This is a genomic window from Haloechinothrix sp. LS1_15, from assembly GCF_033042135.1.
Lineage (GTDB): Bacteria > Actinomycetota > Actinomycetes > Mycobacteriales > Pseudonocardiaceae > Haloechinothrix.
This window is the reverse complement of sequence record NZ_WBXM01000002.1, coordinates 119,498-134,743: the sequence shown is the minus strand read 5'-3', so window position 1 is coordinate 134,743 and position 15,246 is coordinate 119,498. Positions and strand designations below refer to the sequence as shown.

The 15,246-nt window shown below is 71.4% G+C and carries 12 protein-coding genes; 4 read left to right on the top strand and 8 right to left on the bottom strand.

Annotated elements, in window-relative coordinates:
* Positions 1–8 precede the first annotated feature (8 nt).
* The 5 genes from F8178_RS03525 to ychF form a co-directional block, all read right to left on the bottom strand.
* The gene (locus F8178_RS03525) at positions 9–1,784 is read right to left on the bottom strand and encodes an ABC transporter family substrate-binding protein (RefSeq protein WP_317493165.1); all 1,776 of its coding nucleotides are present in this window, start codon (positions 1,782–1,784) and stop codon (positions 9–11) included.
* A gap of 22 nt (positions 1,785–1,806) precedes the next feature.
* Positions 1,807–3,738 (bottom strand): translational GTPase TypA, encoded by a 1,932-nt coding sequence (gene typA / locus F8178_RS03520; protein ID WP_317493164.1) that lies wholly within the window; start codon positions 3,736–3,738, stop codon positions 1,807–1,809.
* Between the two features lie 189 nt (positions 3,739–3,927).
* On the bottom strand, positions 3,928–4,227 hold the full coding sequence (locus F8178_RS03515; RefSeq protein ID WP_317493163.1) for a YciI family protein: 300 nt from the start codon (positions 4,225–4,227) through the stop codon (positions 3,928–3,930).
* A 94-nt stretch (positions 4,228–4,321) separates the two neighbouring features.
* Entirely contained in the window at positions 4,322–4,786 is a 465-nt protein-coding gene (locus tag F8178_RS03510) for an NUDIX domain-containing protein (RefSeq protein WP_317493162.1), read from the bottom strand.
* Between the two features lie 33 nt (positions 4,787–4,819).
* Entirely contained in the window at positions 4,820–5,920 is a 1,101-nt protein-coding gene (gene ychF / locus F8178_RS03505) for a redox-regulated ATPase YchF (RefSeq protein WP_317493161.1), read from the bottom strand.
* Between the two features lie 168 nt (positions 5,921–6,088).
* On the opposite strand from ychF, the gene F8178_RS03500 reads away from it, so the two are divergent.
* Both F8178_RS03500 and F8178_RS03495 read left to right on the top strand, forming a co-directional pair.
* Positions 6,089–7,738: an AlkA N-terminal domain-containing protein gene (locus F8178_RS03500; protein WP_317493160.1), complete on the top strand. Its 1,650-nt coding sequence runs from the start codon at positions 6,089–6,091 to the stop codon at positions 7,736–7,738.
* Between the two features lie 41 nt (positions 7,739–7,779).
* Complete coding sequence (locus F8178_RS03495; protein ID WP_317493159.1) at positions 7,780–8,277, top strand: methylated-DNA--[protein]-cysteine S-methyltransferase; 498 nt, start codon at positions 7,780–7,782, stop codon at positions 8,275–8,277.
* Positions 8,278–8,333: 56 nt separating this feature from the next.
* On the opposite strand, the gene F8178_RS03490 is transcribed toward F8178_RS03495, so the two are convergent.
* Positions 8,334–10,928 (bottom strand): SMC family ATPase, encoded by a 2,595-nt coding sequence (locus tag F8178_RS03490; protein ID WP_317493158.1) that lies wholly within the window; start codon positions 10,926–10,928, stop codon positions 8,334–8,336.
* On the bottom strand, positions 10,925–12,109 hold the full coding sequence (locus tag F8178_RS03485; protein WP_317493157.1) for an exonuclease SbcCD subunit D: 1,185 nt from the start codon (positions 12,107–12,109) through the stop codon (positions 10,925–10,927). The genes F8178_RS03490 and F8178_RS03485 overlap by 4 nt, the downstream gene beginning before the upstream one ends.
* A 174-nt stretch (positions 12,110–12,283) precedes the next feature.
* Between F8178_RS03485 and F8178_RS03480 the strand changes: the two genes are divergently transcribed.
* Both F8178_RS03480 and F8178_RS03475 read left to right on the top strand, forming a co-directional pair.
* Positions 12,284–13,213 carry a DNA recombination protein RmuC gene (locus tag F8178_RS03480; protein ID WP_317493486.1) on the top strand — a complete coding sequence of 310 codons (930 nt, stop codon included), beginning with the start codon at positions 12,284–12,286 and terminating at the stop codon, positions 13,211–13,213.
* Between the two features lie 47 nt (positions 13,214–13,260).
* Positions 13,261–14,136, top strand: coding sequence for a DUF6542 domain-containing protein (locus F8178_RS03475; protein WP_317493156.1), 876 nt, complete (start codon positions 13,261–13,263; stop codon positions 14,134–14,136).
* A 24-nt stretch (positions 14,137–14,160) separates the two neighbouring features.
* On the opposite strand, the gene F8178_RS03470 is transcribed toward F8178_RS03475, so the two are convergent.
* A complete protein-coding gene (locus F8178_RS03470) occupies positions 14,161–15,138 on the bottom strand; it encodes a 4-hydroxy-3-methylbut-2-enyl diphosphate reductase (RefSeq protein ID WP_317493155.1) in 978 nt (325 codons plus the stop codon).
* Between the last annotated feature and the right edge of the window lie 108 nt (positions 15,139–15,246).

Genomic DNA, 15,246 nt, shown 5'->3' with positions numbered 1-15,246 from the left:
CTACTGCGTTACCGTCGCGACCGCCACTCGGCGGCCGATCCGAACGCGCCCGCCATCGACTCGCCCACCTCCACGCCGGTGATCTCACCGGTGACCGCCAGCGTGTCCGCGCGTTGGAACAACGGAATCCGGGTGTGGCGCCGCCACAGCTCGGGCTCGACCCGATCCAGCACCTCGGCCAGCTCGGCCTCCCCCGTCAGCACCTCGGTCACCGCCGAACGCACCTCCGCGGTGCACAGCCTGGGCTGCGCCACCGGCCCGACGGGGTCACCCTCACTGTCCCCGGCCTCACCGGAGCCGCCGTCCTCGGAACCTCCGGTCCGTCCCGAGGGTTCCGCCAGGCACGCCATGCGGGAGGCCAGGGTGGCGGCCGGATCGTGCCCCACGGCCCTACCTGCCACCGCGATGTCCGGCATGCCGTCCCGCCCGGCCTCCGGCACGCCGGTACCGGGGCCACCCGCAGGGGCGTCGGCGTCGATGGCGACCAGCTCGCGCGGCGCCACCGGCTCGATCTCCACGCTGACGCCGTGCCGCTCCAGCTGACCGGCGAGCTCCTCGGCGACCCGGCCGTACGGCTCGCGCTCACCGGGCACACCGATCACCAGCTCGAGCGGCTGACCGCCCGCGCGTTGCCAACGCCCGTCCACCTGCCGGTACCCGGCGGCGCCGAACGCGCGCTCCGCCCGGTCGGCATCGGCTGCGTGGAACCGTTCCGGCATCGTCGCCGTGTACTCCCGCGCCGAGGGTGGCAGCACCTGCGCGTCGGCACTGACCCACTCGCCCGCCCCTGCCCCGGCGTCGAGCAGCGCCTCCCTGTCGAGCAGTGCCACCACAGCCTCGCGCAGGTGCTCGTCGGCCAACAGCGGACTCGCGGCCCGTAGCTGCACCTCGGCGATCTCCGGGCGAGCGACGGTGTGCAGCTCGACCTCATCGCCGAGACGCTGCAGCGCCCGTCTGCCGCCCGGCGAGGCCGTCAACGCCAGCTGCCCACTGCCTGCCCGCAGTGACGAGGCCAGCTCCTGCGGGCTCGCCTCGCGCAGCACGATCCGATCCACCTCAGCTGGCTCGTCCCAGTACCGCTCGTTGCGTTCGAGCACCAGCTCCCCTCGGGCGGTGTCGCGGTGTTCGATGGCGAACGGCCCGCCGTAGGCGGGGAAGCTGTCCGCCAGTGCATCCGGCCAGCCGCCTGGGGAGTCCTTCAACAGGTGACCGGGCAACAGGTTGACGAACAGCGAGCGCCACCCGGGGTACGGTTCGCGGAACCGCACCTCCACCCGCTTCCCGCCGTCCCGCGAGGCGATGTCGTCGATGAGCCGGTACCCGGCAGGGTCGATCGTGCCCGGCTCGGCACGCATGACCTCGGCCAGGTAGAGGAAGTCCGCTGCCCGGATCGGTGCCCCGTCCGACCATGCGGCGTCCTGCCTGATGCGGTACTCGACGGTGAACGGATCCTCCTCGATCACCTCGGCCCCGTCCATAACGGTCTCGTCCAGCACCGGTTCGCCGTCCGGCCCTTCGCGGAACACCGAGGGCAGCAGCAGCCGGGCAAGGGCCGCGGTGGCCGTCGAGGCGTCGGCGAGCTTGTGCGGGTTGTACCCACCCTCGATGGAGTCGACCCCGACGACGATCCGATCCGGGTCGGGCTCGGCTTCCGCGGCGCCAGTAGGGGTCGGTTCGGTCGGTTGCGGGGGTGGTGGGTTGCCGGTGCAGGCGGTCACCGCGAGCGAGACGGCGGCCAGACCCGCCAGCAGTCTGGCAGGCAGCAGGCGGCTTCGACGCCGCATCGCCTGCGCACCTCCTGTCTCGCTAGGACTGCCCTCCCGCGGCGGCGTCCCTGCTCCTCGCCCGGGAGCGTTCCTTGTTCCGCTGGTTCGTATCCAGGGTGACCTTCCGCACCCGGATGGCGTTGGGTGCGACCTCGACGCACTCGTCGTCGGCGCACAGCTCCAGCGCCTCCTCCAGGGCCAGCTTCCTCGGCCGGGCCAGCCGCTCGAGCTCCTCGGAGGTGGCGGAGCGCATGTTGGTGAGCTTGCGTTCCTTGGTGATGTTGATCTCGAGGTCCTCGGGGCGCTGGTGCTCACCGACCACCATGCCCTCGTAGACCGGGCTGCCCGGCTCCACGAAGAACGTGCCGCGGTCGGCGAGCTGCATCAGCGCGTACGTGGTCACCGTGCCCGCGCGATCGGCGACAAGGGAGCCGGAGTGCCGGGGGCGGATCTCGCCTGCCCACGGGAAGTAGCCCTCGAAGGACTGGTTGGCGATGCCCTCGCCCCTTGTCTCGGTGAGGAAGGCGGTGCGGAACCCGATCAAGCCACGCGCCGGAACGAGGTAGTCCAGCGCGATCCGCCCAGTACCGTGCCCGGACATGCTCTCCATGCGCCCTTTGCGCGCGGCGAGCAGCTGGGTGATGCTGCCGAGATGCTCCTCGGGCACCTCGAGGCTGAGCCGCTCGTACGGCTCGTGCAGCGCCCCGTTCACGGTGCGGGTCACCACGTCGGGCCTGCCGACGGTGAGCTCGAAGCCCTCCCTGCGCATCTGCTCGACCAGCACCGCGAGCGCCAGCTCACCGCGCCCGTGCACCTCCCAGGTGTCCGGGCGGTCGGCTGGCAGTACCCGCATGCTGACGTTGCCGATCAGTTCCTGGTCGAGCCGGGACTTCACCAGCCGGGCGGTCAGCTTGTCGCCGCCACCCAACCCGGCACGGGGTGAGGTGTTCACTCCCATCGTCATCGAGATGGCGGGCTCGTCCACCGAGATACGGGGAAGCGCTTCCGGGTTGGCGGTATCGGCCAGGGTGTCGCCGATCGTGATCTCGCTGATGCCCGCGATCGCGACGAGATCGCCCGCTGCCGCCTCGGTGGCGGATACCCGCTCCAGGCCCTGCATCCGGTAAAGCTCGCTGATACGCACCTGCTCGGTCGAACCGTCGGCCCGCAGCCAGGCCACGGTCTGTCCCCGGCGTAACCTGCCCGCGTGGATCCGGGTCAACGCGATCCTGCCGACGAACGGCGAGGCGTCCAGGTTGGTCACCATCGCCTGCAGCGGCGCGTCCGGCACCACCTCGGGCGCGGGGACGCGTTCCAGCAGCGTGTCGAAGAGCGGGTCGAGGGTGTCGCCGTCCGGACGTTGCCCGTCGGAGGGCGCCGTCAGGCTCGCGATCCCGTCCCGCGCGCAGGTGTAGACCACGGGCATACCGACGACCGCTTCCAGCGCGGCATCGTCCATCCCGTCGATCGTGGCGGCCAGTTCGAGCAGCAGGTCGTAGGTGGCTTCCACCACTTCGGCGATCCGCGCCTCCGGCCGGTCCACCTTGTTCACCACCAGCACCACCGGCAAGCCGGCTTCCAGCGTCTTGCGCAACACGAACCGGGTCTGCGGCAGCGGCCCCTCGCCTGCGTCGACAAGCAGCAGGACGCCGTCGACCATGGCCAGGCCGCGCTCGACCTCGCCGCCGAAATCGGCGTGGCCCGGGGTGTCGATCACGTTGACGGTGACCGGGCCATCGCTGCCCTCGCGGCGGACGGCAGCGTTCTTGGCAAGGATTGTGATGCCCTTCTCGCGCTCGAGCTCGCCCGAGTCCATCACGCGATCCACCGGCTCCCCGCGTTCGGCGAAGGCGCCGGACTGCCGCAGCATCGCGTCCACGAGCGTGGTCTTGCCGTGATCAACGTGCGCGACGAGCGCGACGTTTCGCAGGTCGGTGCGCGTCGTGCTGGTGATGTCGCTTGCTACGGACACGCATGGGCTCCTGAGATCGCGAGAAGGGCTAGCCGACCGCAGTGCCCTACCAGCCGGCCTCGGTCGACGCCGATGGGGAGCGCGGTCGTTTTCAGGCTACCCGAGCGTCACCTGTGAACCAGCACACATCGGCCCTGCTGAGCTCGCCCGTCCCCGGGTCACGGCACCGGCACGCGACCGCGGGCGGGCTCAGCCCGCGACCGTCTCGTTGATCCAGTTGAGCTCCGGTGCGGTCCTGGTTGCCGCGAACTCGTAGACGTCGTACCGCGCCAGGTGGCGGTACGAGAACGGGTCGGTCGCCAGGATCGCGTCCAGCTTGCCCCGTAGCATCGGTCTGGCGATGATCACTCCGCCGACCCGGGGTTCTCGCCTGCCGGAGACCAGGAAGTCCCCCGAATCGTAGTGCCGCTCGAGCCACTCGATATGCTCCGGCAGTACGTAGTCGATCTCGTTGATCGGTGCTGTGTAGGTGCTCACTGCGACATACATGTTCCAAGAGTAGTCGCGGCAGCGGCCCGTGAAACCTGTTTACCGCACTGGTGATACTCGATTTTTGTACCCGACTGGTGAGTACGACCCTGGTTCACGTCTGGATGCCGGTGGCATCCGGCGTCTCTCGCCCGCGTAGCGCGCGTCGCAACTCCGGCAGGATCGCCCGGTCGGCTGGCAGCCAGCACAGTTCGTCCAGCTCGCCAGCGCCGACCCAGCGCAACGCGGCGTGCTCGCGGGCGACCGGCTCCGCGCCGGGATCGGCCAGGCTCGCTCGGTAGACGCGAAGCACGGTATCGGGGGCGAGCTCGACATCCCAGCCGAGCCTGCCGCCGACCGAGACATCGAGCGCCAACTCCTCACCGAGCTCCCGGCGCACCGCGTCCGTTTCGGACTCGCCGAGTTCCACCCGTCCGCCGGGAAGCTCCCAGTACCCGGCCAGCTCAGCAGGGTGGCTCCGCCGCGCCGCGAGCACCGCACCGGCACGTACCAGCGCTGCGCCGACCACGATCCTGGGTGGCACCTCCCGGCGGAGGCTGTCACCGTCTCGATCACCCACAGCGCGACATCCGGGCCGTGGCAGCGGGAGCGTTCACTTCTTGCCTCCGGAGGCCGCGCCGTGGCGGAACTCGACCACGTCGCCGTCGGCCATGACATAGTCCTTGCCCTCGATCCGCGCCATGCCCGCTGCGCGCGCCGCGGCCATCGATCCGGCCTCGACGAGGGCGTCGAACGAGATCACCTCGGCCTTGATGAAGGTGCGCTGGAAATCGGTGTGAATGGCACCCGCGGCTTCCGGCGCGGTCGCGCCCTGCCGGATCGTCCACGCTCGGGCTTCCTTCGGCCCCGCGGTCAGGAACGTCTGCAGCCCGAGGGTATGGAAACCTGCCCTGGCCAGTGAGTACAGGCCGGGCTCGGACTGCCCGACCGAGGCGAGCAGCTCCCTGCTGGCCTCGGGATCGTCGAGTTCCAACAGCTCCGCTTCGACCTTGGCGTCGAGGAACACCGCGTCGGCGGGTGCCACCAGCTTGACGAGCGCCTCGCGTCGCGCAGGGTCGGTCAACACCCCCTCGTCGGCGTTGAACACGTACAGGAACGGCTTGGCGGTCAGCAGCGACAGCTCGCGCAGTCCGCCGAGATCGACCTCGTCCTGCGCGGCGAACAGCGTGCGCCCCTCGTCGAGGATCTCCCTGGCACGGGTGGCGTTGTCCAGCTCGGGACGGCGTTCCTTGGTGGTCCTTGCTTCCTTCTGCAGCCGGGGCAGCGCCTTGTCCAGGGTCTGGATGTCGGCGAGGATCAGCTCGGTATTGATGGTGTCGATATCGCTCGACGGATCGACATTGCCGTCGACGTGCACCACATCCGGATCGTCGAACACCCTGATGACCTGGCAGATCGCGTTCGCCTCGCGGATGTTGGCCAGGAACTGGTTACCCAGCCCCGCGCCCTCGGAGGCGCCCTTGACCAGTCCGGCGATATCGACGAACGACACCGTCGCTGGAACCGTGCGCGCCGAGCCGAACATCTCGGCCAGCGTGTCCAGCCGGGCATCCGGCAGCGGCACCACCCCGACATTGGGCTCGATGGTGGCGAACGGATAGTTCGCGGCCACGGCCTCGTTACGGGTCAGCGCGTTGAACAGGGTCGACTTTCCGACGTTGGGCAGGCCAACGATACCGAGGGTCAAGGTCACGGGGATCCAGTGTACGGGTCCGTTCCCTGGCGGAGCGGACCTCGGTGGGCGCATGCTCGGCTGCCGGGCGATGTGGTTCACGAATCGGCGCCTCACCGGACTCCCCGTGGGGTGGTGCTGTCCGATTCCCGCCAGCACCGGTCGTGTCCTCGTGGCACGATCGAGCTCATGACGACGAAGGAAGCCTGGTCAGCGGGCGAGGCGGGGTTGTGGCGCGACTTCAACCGATGCTACGCCGTGGTGACCGGCAGGGATTCCCGCTTCGACGGGCAGTTCGTCACAGCCGTGCGCACCACCGGCATCTACTGCCGCCCTTCCTGCCCCGCGCTGACCCCCCGGCCGCCGAACGTGCGCTTCTACCCGACGGCGGCGGCCGCGCAGCGCGACGGGTACCGGGCCTGCAGGCGGTGCCTTCCGGACGCCGTACCCGGCTCTCCCGAGTGGGACCTGCGCGCCGACCTGGTGGGAAGGGCGATGCGGCTGATCGCCGACGGCGTCGTCGACCGCGAAGGCGTCGATGGGCTAGCGCGCCGGGTCGGCTACTCCTCGCGGCAGCTGGGCAGGGTGCTGACCACCGAACTCGGCGCCGGGCCGTTGGCGCTGGCCAGGGCGCACCGCGCGCACGCGGCCAGGGTCCTCATCCAGCACTCGGCGCTGCCCATGGCCGATGTCGCATTCGGCGCGGGCTTTTCCAGCGTGCGGCAGTTCAACGAGACCATCAGAGAGGTGTTCGGGCTGCCGCCCTCGCGGCTGCGCGCCGCGAGGGCGGCAGGGCAGACCGGCAGGACGCCGGAGCCCGGTCAGACCCCGCATGGCGGCGTGCAGCTGCGTCTGCGGTTGCCGGTACGGCTCCCCTTCGACGCCGATGGCCTGCTCGGCTACCTGGCAGCCAGGGCCGTTGCCGGGGTCGAGGCGGTAACGACCTCGGCCTCCGGTGATCCGGCGAGCTACGCCCGCACGCTGCGCCTGCCTCACGGGGTGGGGTCGGCCCACCTCGAACCCGCCACCGACCACGTCCGGTGCGCGCTTCGGCTCACCGACGTCCGCGACCTCACCAGCGCCGTCACCCGGCTACGCAGGCTACTCGACGCCGACGCCGACCCGGTCGCGATCGATGCTGTGCTCGCCGCGGACGGCGTGCTCGCCGCCGCCGTCGGTGCGGCGCCCGGTATCCGCGTTCCCGGCACGGTCGACCCTGCCGAGCTGCTGATCCGCGCCCTGCTCGGCCAGCAGATATCGGTGGCCGCCGCCAGGACGGCCGCCGGACGGCTGGCACGCGAGCTCGGCACGCCGCTGCGGTGGCACGCGGCAGGCCGGGATGGCCGGGATGGCCGGGATGGCGGCGCGGCGGCCGCTGCTGACAACGTGGACGCCACGGCCAACGTCGGCACGACCGAGCCCGACCTACTGTTCCCCTCGTCGGAGATGATCGCCGAAGGCGGCGCCGGGGTACTGCGCGGGCCGCGCGCCAGGACCGAGGCGATCCTGACCACCGCCGAGCAGCTGGCCACCGGCCGTATCGACCTCCACGTCGGCTGCGACCCCGACACGCTGCGTGCGCAGCTGTGCGAGATTCCCGGTATCGGGCGGTGGACCGCCGACTACGTGACGCTGCGCGCCCTCGGCGCACCCGACGTATTGCCGGTCACCGATCGCGCGCTGCGCGCAGGCGCGACCACGCTCGGGCTGTCAGCCACCGCCACCGCGCTCACCGAGCACGCGCGCCGCTGGCGGCCATGGCGGTCCTACGCGGGCATGCACTTGTGGCGCGCCCACGCCGCCACCGGCAGGACCACGACGAAAGCGAGCGCAGCATGACCACAACGGGAAGCACCACGACCACCGCACAATGGGCCACTATGGACACACCTGTCGGCCCTTTCACTGCCATCGTAGCGCACGACGGCGCCGTACTGGCCTCCGGCTGGACGTCGCGTGTGGACGAGCTAGTCGCAAGGATCGGCACCGGCCTCGCGCCGGATCAGCTGCGCTCGGCCGCCGAGCTCGGGCCGGTGACCGAAGCGGTGCACGCCTATCACGCAGGCGAGGTGGACGCCGCCGCGCGCATCCCGGTGCGGCAGCGATCCGGCGCCTTCGGCGAGCAGGTGTGGTCGGTGCTGCGTGATGTCCCCCCTGGACAGCCGGTGACCTACACCGAGCTGGCCGCGATCGCAGGCCGCCCGACTGCCGTGCGGGCCGCTGCCTCCGCCTGTGCGCGCAATGCCGCTGCCCTGTTCGTACCGTGCCACCGCGTGCTCCGCAGCGGCGGCTCCCTCGGCGGCTTCCAGTGGGGCCTGACCGTCAAGCGGTGGCTACTCGACCACGAGCGCCACCCCGGTGCCCGGGGTGGGCGCTGAACGTGACGATCAACGCCTGCTACGGAACGAAGGCCATTCAGCCCTTGCCGGACCGCCTACGCTTCCAGCCGCAGCGCGGAACCGGTGCGGGACTTGATCACCTTCAGGCGGGTGGGGATCCGCTGGCGGAGCTCCTCGACGTGCGAGACGAGCCCGACCACGCGTCCCCCCGCGCGTAGCTCGTCCAGCGTGCCCATCACCACGTCAAGGGTCTCGGCATCGAGGGTGCCGAAGCCTTCGTCGATGAACAGCGTGTCGAGCAGCGTCCCTCCGGTCTCGGCGGCGACCACGTCGGCGAGCCCGAGGGCGAGCGCCAGCGAGGCCAGGAAGGACTCCCCGCCAGAGAGTGTCTTCGCCGGCCTTACGGCGCCGGAGAAATCGTCAAGCACATCGAGCCCGAGGCCGCCCCGCTTCCCCCTGGCACCGGCCGCGTCGGAGTGTACGAACGCGTAGCGTCCCTGGCTCATCGCCCGTAACCGGTGCGTACCAGCCAGCGCCACCTCCTCGAGGCGAGCGGCCAGCACGTAGGAACGTAGCGACATCCGGCGCGCGTTCTGCCCCCGCCCGTTGACCACGTCGGTGAGCGCATCCAGCTCGGCGAACTCGGCCTCGGCGGGGGCCAGCTCGGCCAGCCGCGCGTCCAGCTCCTCGCCGATCGTCGCCAGCTCGGCTTCGGTGCGCTCGCAGGCCTGGAGCGTGACCAGCGCCCCCTCGGCCTCCTCCCGCGCCGCGGCAGCGGCCTGCCGCGCCCCGGCCAGATCCACCTCCTCGTCAGGGGAGACATCGGCCAGCTCCGGCTCGGCAAGCACCGAGCGCGCGGCGGCCTCTGCCACCTCCGCCTGGTTGATCCGCTCCTCCAGCTCGGTGATCGTCCCGGCTGGCCGCGCGGCGTCCAGCGCCGCGTCGAGGGACTCGAAACCTGCCTCGGCGACCGCGCTCGCCACCGCCTCGCGCTGCTCCGCGAGCCTGCGCCTGCCCGCGACGAGCTCGGCACGCGCCTCGGCAAGAGACTCCAGTGTGGACACCACGGACAGCAGATGGGCGCGCCGGTCCTCGACACTGTCGTACTCGCCCCTGGCCGCGACGAGCCGCTCCGCCCGCTCGGTCACGGCATCCCGCAGCGCCACCCTGTCGGCCTCCAGCTTGGCGGCGGCACGATCGGCCTCTGCGCGCGCGGTCTCCAGCTTCTCGCGTTCCCGGTGTGCCTGCTGCTCGACCTGCTCGGCCTCGCGCTCGGCGGCCTCGGTCACCGCACCCTCGACCGGCCGGGCAGGAGCCGGATGGTCCACCGACCCGCACACCGCGCACGGGCTGCCGGTCTCCAGCTGCCCAGCCAGCTCGGCTGCCATCCCGGCCAGCCGGCGTGCCCGCAGGTCGAGCAGGTGCTGCCGGGTGCGCTGGTGCTCGTCCACCGCCGCCCGTGCCTGCTCGGCCAGGTCCGCGGCGCGCGCCGCCTCGCGCTGCGCGCGCTCGTTCAGCCCTGCCAGTGAGCGCTCGTCCACGCGCTGCTGCTCGGCCTCGGCAATGGCGGTACTCAGCGCTCCCGCCTCCTCCCGGATACGGCCCGCCCGAGCCCGCAACTCGGCCGCCGAACCGTCCGAGGGCTGCTCGCCGAGCCCGAGCAGCTCGTCGGTATGCCGCTGCTCAGCTTGTTCGGCACGCTCGACCTCGTCGCCGATCCTGTCGGCGAGCTGCTGAGCGGCCAGCACCGTCGACGCACTCCGCGCCCGCGCCAGCTCCTGCCTGGCACGCTCGATCTCCGGCGCCTGCCGCTCGGCGGCGGCCAGCTTCTCGCGTGCGGCCGCGACCCTGCGCACCCGCTCGGCCCGCTCGCGCCGCGCGGTGACCAGCTCATCCGCGCGGTCCCGCGCCTGGCGTGCCCGTGCCTCGGCGGCGCGAGCGCGTTCGAGCTCCCCGGCGGCATGCCGCCGTGTCTCGGCGATCCACGCGCTGTCCGGCGCCTCCGGCTGCGAGAGTCCCGCTACCTGCGCGAACCGCGCGGCGCATTCCCGCATCCGTGCCCGCGCCAGCTCCAGCTCCCGACCACGCTGCGCGCGCCGCTCCCGGAACCAGCGCTCCACGTCGGCGAACCGGTGCGTGGCGAACAGCTGCTCGAGCAGCTGCTCCCGCTCACCCGTCTCGGCACGGAGGAAGCGCGCGAACTCTCCCTGCGGCAACAACACGACCTGGAAGAACTGCTCGGCGCTCATGCCGAGCAGCCTGCCGATGGTGCGGGAGACCTCGTCGATCCTGATGATCGGTTCGGGCGCGTACCCGCTCGGCACCCCGGAAATCCAGGTCAGCGAGGCCTTGGCCGGTTGCGTGGTGGTGCCGCTGCCGCGCCTTTTCGGCCGCTCGTACTCCGGGCTGCGGATCACGCGCAAGCGGGTGCCGGACACCGTGAGCTCGAGGCTGACCTCCGTGGGGGTCTCGCCGTCGGCCAGATCGCTCCGCAGCCGTTTGACCTCGCCCCGCGCCCCGGGAACGGTGCCGAACAGCGCGAACGCGACTGCGTCGAGCAGCGTGGTCTTGCCCGCCCCGGTATCGCCGTGCAGCAGGAACAGGCCGTCGGTGCCGAGCGCGTCGAAGTCCACGGATTCCCGGCCAGGATACGGGCCGAACGCGCTGACCTCGAGGTGGTGCAGCCTCACTCCGCATCACCCCCGTCCCCGGCGTGGCCGGGCCGCTCGGCGGTGCCCGCCCACGCCAGTGCTTCGTCCAGCCAGGCCTGCTCGGTGCCCGTCGGTTCCGCTCCCCGGCAGTCGGCCAGGAAACCACCGGTGATCTGCCGGTCGGTACGCCCCCGAACCGCCTCGGCGTACCGCAGCGGCACACGGCCGCTGTCACCGTCCGGCAGCCATTCGAGGTGCACCGCGTACGGGAAGCGTTCCCGCAGCTTCCGCATGGCCTCCAGCGGGCGGACCGGGTCGGTCAGCGTCGCCGCCACGTAGCACTCCTCCAGCCCGGCGTACTGTTCACCGCTGAGCAGTTCCTCCAGGGTGCCGGTCACGGTCGCCAGCGCACGCGGGACTGGCAGCTCGTACCGCCGCACCCCGGTCACCCCGCCGTGCTCGAGGTCGACCAGCCAGACCGATTTCCGGTCGGCGCGTTCGGCGAAGGAGTACGCCAGCGGGCTGCCCGAGTAGCGCACGGTCTCGGTGACCCGCTGGGGACTGTGCAGGTGCCCGAGGGCGACGTAGTCGACGCCGTCGAACACCGAGGCCGGAACCTGCTCCACCCCGCCGACCGCGATGGTGCGCTCGGACCCCGATGCGTCGGCGCCGGTGACGAAGGCGTGGGCCAGCACCACCCCTCGGGTGCCTTCCCGGCTTGCCAGGTCGGCGCGGATGCGGCGCATCGCCTCACCGAGCACGGCGGTGTGCCCTCGCTCGTCGATCCCCAGCAGGTGCCGTACCGGCTCCGGCTCCAGGTACGGGATGCCGTACACCGCGACGCCCCCGGTGGCCGCGTCGTCCCACGGCAGCAGCACCGGCTCTGCCAGCTCCTCGATCGTGGTGCGCAGGTGCAGGCCCCCTGCCGCGGCGAAACCGGAGAACGCGCCGAGCCGCGCGGCGGAGTCGTGGTTACCCGAGGTGATGATGAGCTCGGCCCCGGCCCGCCTGATCCGCTCGAGCGCGCGGGTGGCCACCCGCACCGTCTCCGCCGAAGGGACGGCCCTGTCGTAGATGTCGCCTGCGACGAGCACGGCGTCGACACCCTCGCTCGCGGTGATCTCGACGAGACGGTCCAGCACCGACTCCTGATCGGCGAGCAGGTCGGCACCGTGAAAGGTGCGCCCCAGGTGCCAATCGGAGGTGTGCAGCAGTCGCATGGCTCCACGGTAGTGCTCGCCCCGTGACCGACGATCATCACGGTCGCCGCCGTGTCGGCGGCGGCAGCGCGCGGACAGGCGATCGCGGTCACTACCGATCACCGATCAGTACTGTCGGTGGTTGCTGCGATGCTGGCCCCGTACTGGATCATCGAGGGAGGAAGTGAGGAACCCGTGACGTCGACGGTGATCACCACTGCCGCTGTGGTGCTCGCGCTGCTGCTCGGGGTGGCCGTCGCGGTGTTGTGGCGGCTGTACGACGACAGCATGCGGCGGGTGGACCGCGCCGTCAGCGATCTCGCCGCCGAACGGGCCAGGCTCGACGAGCAGCAGGACGCGCTGCGCCGCTACCAGGTGGCGTTCGCCTCCATCTCCGGCCGTGGCGAGCTCGGCGAGCAGGTCCTGACGCAGACCGCGCGTGCGCTCGGCCTGCGCGAGGGCCTGCATTTCACGGTGCAGTCGGACCTGGCTGGCGGCGGCGCCGCCAAGCCGGACCTGGTGCTGCACGTCGGTGGTGGGCGCAGCGTTCCCGTCGACGCCAAGGCCAGCATGGCCTGCTGGGCCGAAGCAATGGAAACCGACGATCCCGCCGAACGGCGGGAGGCGTTGCGGGTGCACGTGCGCAACCTCCGCTCCCGGGCTGCCGAGCTGGCAGGCAAGGGGTACGAGCGCTGGGCGGACGCGATCTACGGGGTGATCATGTTCGTACCGTCGGACGCGGCGGTGGTCACCGCGCTCGACACCGACGAGGAACTGCTCAGGTGGCTGCTGGATCGCCGCGTGTTCCTCTGCGGCCCCACCGGATTCGCGATCCTGGCCTCGGCCGCGCTGTTCGCAGGCAGTGACCGCGCGCTGGCCGAGGATGTCGAGCACCTCCGCACCCAGGCCGCCACGGCACACCGGGCGGCTGGCGGCGCGGTGGACGCGGTCAACGTATCCACAACCCACCTGCAGCGCTTCATCGCCGCCCGGCGCAAGGAGCTGGACGCCCTGGAACGCTTCCGTAGCACGGTCGCCCCGCTCACCGAGGCCGCGGCAAGCCCCTCCTCGGTCGCCGAGGTGCGGCGCGGCGAGGAGCCGTCGCCGACCGGCTCCTCCGGCTAGCGACCGGACCACCGCGCGACCGGCCCCGCCCGCTAGGGTGGTATCTCGTGGCCAGCTCCAGGGAACGCCGCGACGCCGACGACATCGAGGACGCCAACGAGGCGCCCGCCTGGGACGAGCGCCCGCTCGTCGGGAGCGGGCGTGGCCTGTCCTGGTCCTGGGCGACGGCGATCGCGCTACTGCTCGCGGCAGGCGCCGCCGTGGTGGATGCCCGGCTGCACGGTGAGATCGGCACGATCTTCGAGGCGGGATTCTTCGCCGGGGCCGTGCTGGCGGTCTGCGCGGTGCGCAGGCGTAACCTGTTCGGGCCCGTCATCCAGCCACCACTGATCTTCGCCCTGGTGGTTCCCGGCGTGGTGCTGTACGCCTCGGGAATCCCAGGGGACGCCGACACGCTCTCCCGGGTTCTCGCGGTCGGCACCCCGATCATCCATGGCTTTCCCATCATGGCGGCGGCCACGGCCACGACACTGATGATCGGCCTGCTACGGCTCCTCGTGCAGCGCGATCCGGCGCGCCGCAAACCGGCAAAGGCCGAGCGCGACAGCAGCGACAGACCCGAGCGACGCGGCAAACGCCCCGAACCCCGACCGTCCGAACGCACCGGCGGTGACCGGCCGGGCCGGACGACGGGCGAGCGCGAACGGCCCGGCAGGCAACGGCCGGGAGCCGATCGCGCCGAGGGCACCGGCGGGAACCGCGCCCCTCGGCCCACGCGGGGCGATGCCACAAGGGCAGTACGCGACACCCGGGGGCCGCGACCGTGGGAAGCGGAACGGCAGGCAGGCAGGCCACCCGCCCCCGAGCGCGGGGGCGAATCACCGCAGCGCAGGCAGCGCCCGCAACCACCGGACGGACCACCACAGCCCGGCCAACCGCGGCGCGGGCCAGGGGCGCCCCGCAGGCGCCCACCAGAACGTTGACTTCCCGCTGCCGCACGGGCACCGCTACCGCACGCTGGAGCTGTTGCGCAGCTCCCTCGGCAGCGCGAACGAGATCTTTTCGTTCGCGGTGGTGACCTCTTCGACGTCGCTCCAGCCCAGCTCGGACAGCCAGTCCAGAAGCTCCATGACCAGCGAGTCCGGCACCGAGGCTCCGCTGGTGACGCCGACCGTGGTCACCCCGTCCAACCAGTTCTCGTCGACCTGGGAGGCGTAATCGATCAGGTGGGCCGCACTCGCGCCCGCCTGCAGCGCCACCTCGACCAACCGCTTGGAGTTCGAGGAGTTCTGCGATCCCACGACAAGCACCAGATCACACTCGCCTGCCATCGCCTTCACCGCCACCTGGCGGTTGGAGGTGGCGTAGCAGATGTCGTCGCTGGGCGGATCCGCCAGGTTGGGAAACCGCTCCCGGAGCTGGTCGACCCGCTCCATGGTCTCGTCGACGCTCAACGTCGTCTGCGACAGCCAGACCACCTTCGACGGGTCGCGGACGTCGACTTTGTCCACGTCCTCCTCGGTGTCCACCAGCTGCACGTTGTGCGGCGCCTCGCCCGCGGTTCCTTCGACCTCCTCGTGGCCCTCGTGGCCGATCAGCAGGATGTCGTAGTCCTGGCGATCGAAGCGATTCACTTCTTTGTGCACCTTGGTCACGAGCGGGCAGGTGGCGTCGATGGTGCGCAGGTTCCGCTCGGCGGCTTCGGCGTGCACCGCAGGGGAGACCCCATGCGCGGAGAACACCACGAGCTCACCTTCGGGAACCTCCGAGACCTCCTCGACGAAGATCACCCCGCGCTCGCGGAGGGTGTCCACGACATGCCGGTTGTGCACGATCTCCTTGCGCACGTAGACCGGCGGCCCGTACTGCTCGAGCACTTTCTCCACGGTCACGACCGCGCGGTCGACCCCCGCGCAGTAGCCGCGTGGCTTGGCCAGCAATACGCGCTTGCCCGCCGCTGGTCCCTGCTGGCTGGCTGCAGTCATGCCCCCAGCATACGGACCGGGTACGGGGACGCCGCCAGCGGCGAGACGGCCCCCGGTGACCGTACTCATACCCGTCGCCCCGATCCGGCAGGTCATACGGCTAGGCTC

What these genes read in the sequence shown, in the direction of transcription:
- F8178_RS03525 (WP_317493165.1), bottom strand. Translation starts at nt 1,784, where the DNA reads ATGCGGCGTCGAAGCCGCCTGCTGCCTGCCAGACTGCTGGCGGGTCTG.
- F8178_RS03515 (WP_317493163.1), bottom strand. Translation starts at nt 4,227, where the DNA reads ATGTATGTCGCAGTGAGCACCTACACAGCACCGATCAACGAGATCGAC.
- F8178_RS03495 (WP_317493159.1), top strand. Translation starts at nt 7,780, where the DNA reads ATGGACACACCTGTCGGCCCTTTCACTGCCATCGTAGCGCACGACGGC.
- F8178_RS03500 (WP_317493160.1), top strand. Translation starts at nt 6,089, where the DNA reads ATGACGACGAAGGAAGCCTGGTCAGCGGGCGAGGCGGGGTTGTGGCGC.
- F8178_RS03470 (WP_317493155.1), bottom strand. Translation starts at nt 15,138, where the DNA reads ATGACTGCAGCCAGCCAGCAGGGACCAGCGGCGGGCAAGCGCGTATTG.
- F8178_RS03485 (WP_317493157.1), bottom strand. Translation starts at nt 12,109, where the DNA reads ATGCGACTGCTGCACACCTCCGATTGGCACCTGGGGCGCACCTTTCAC.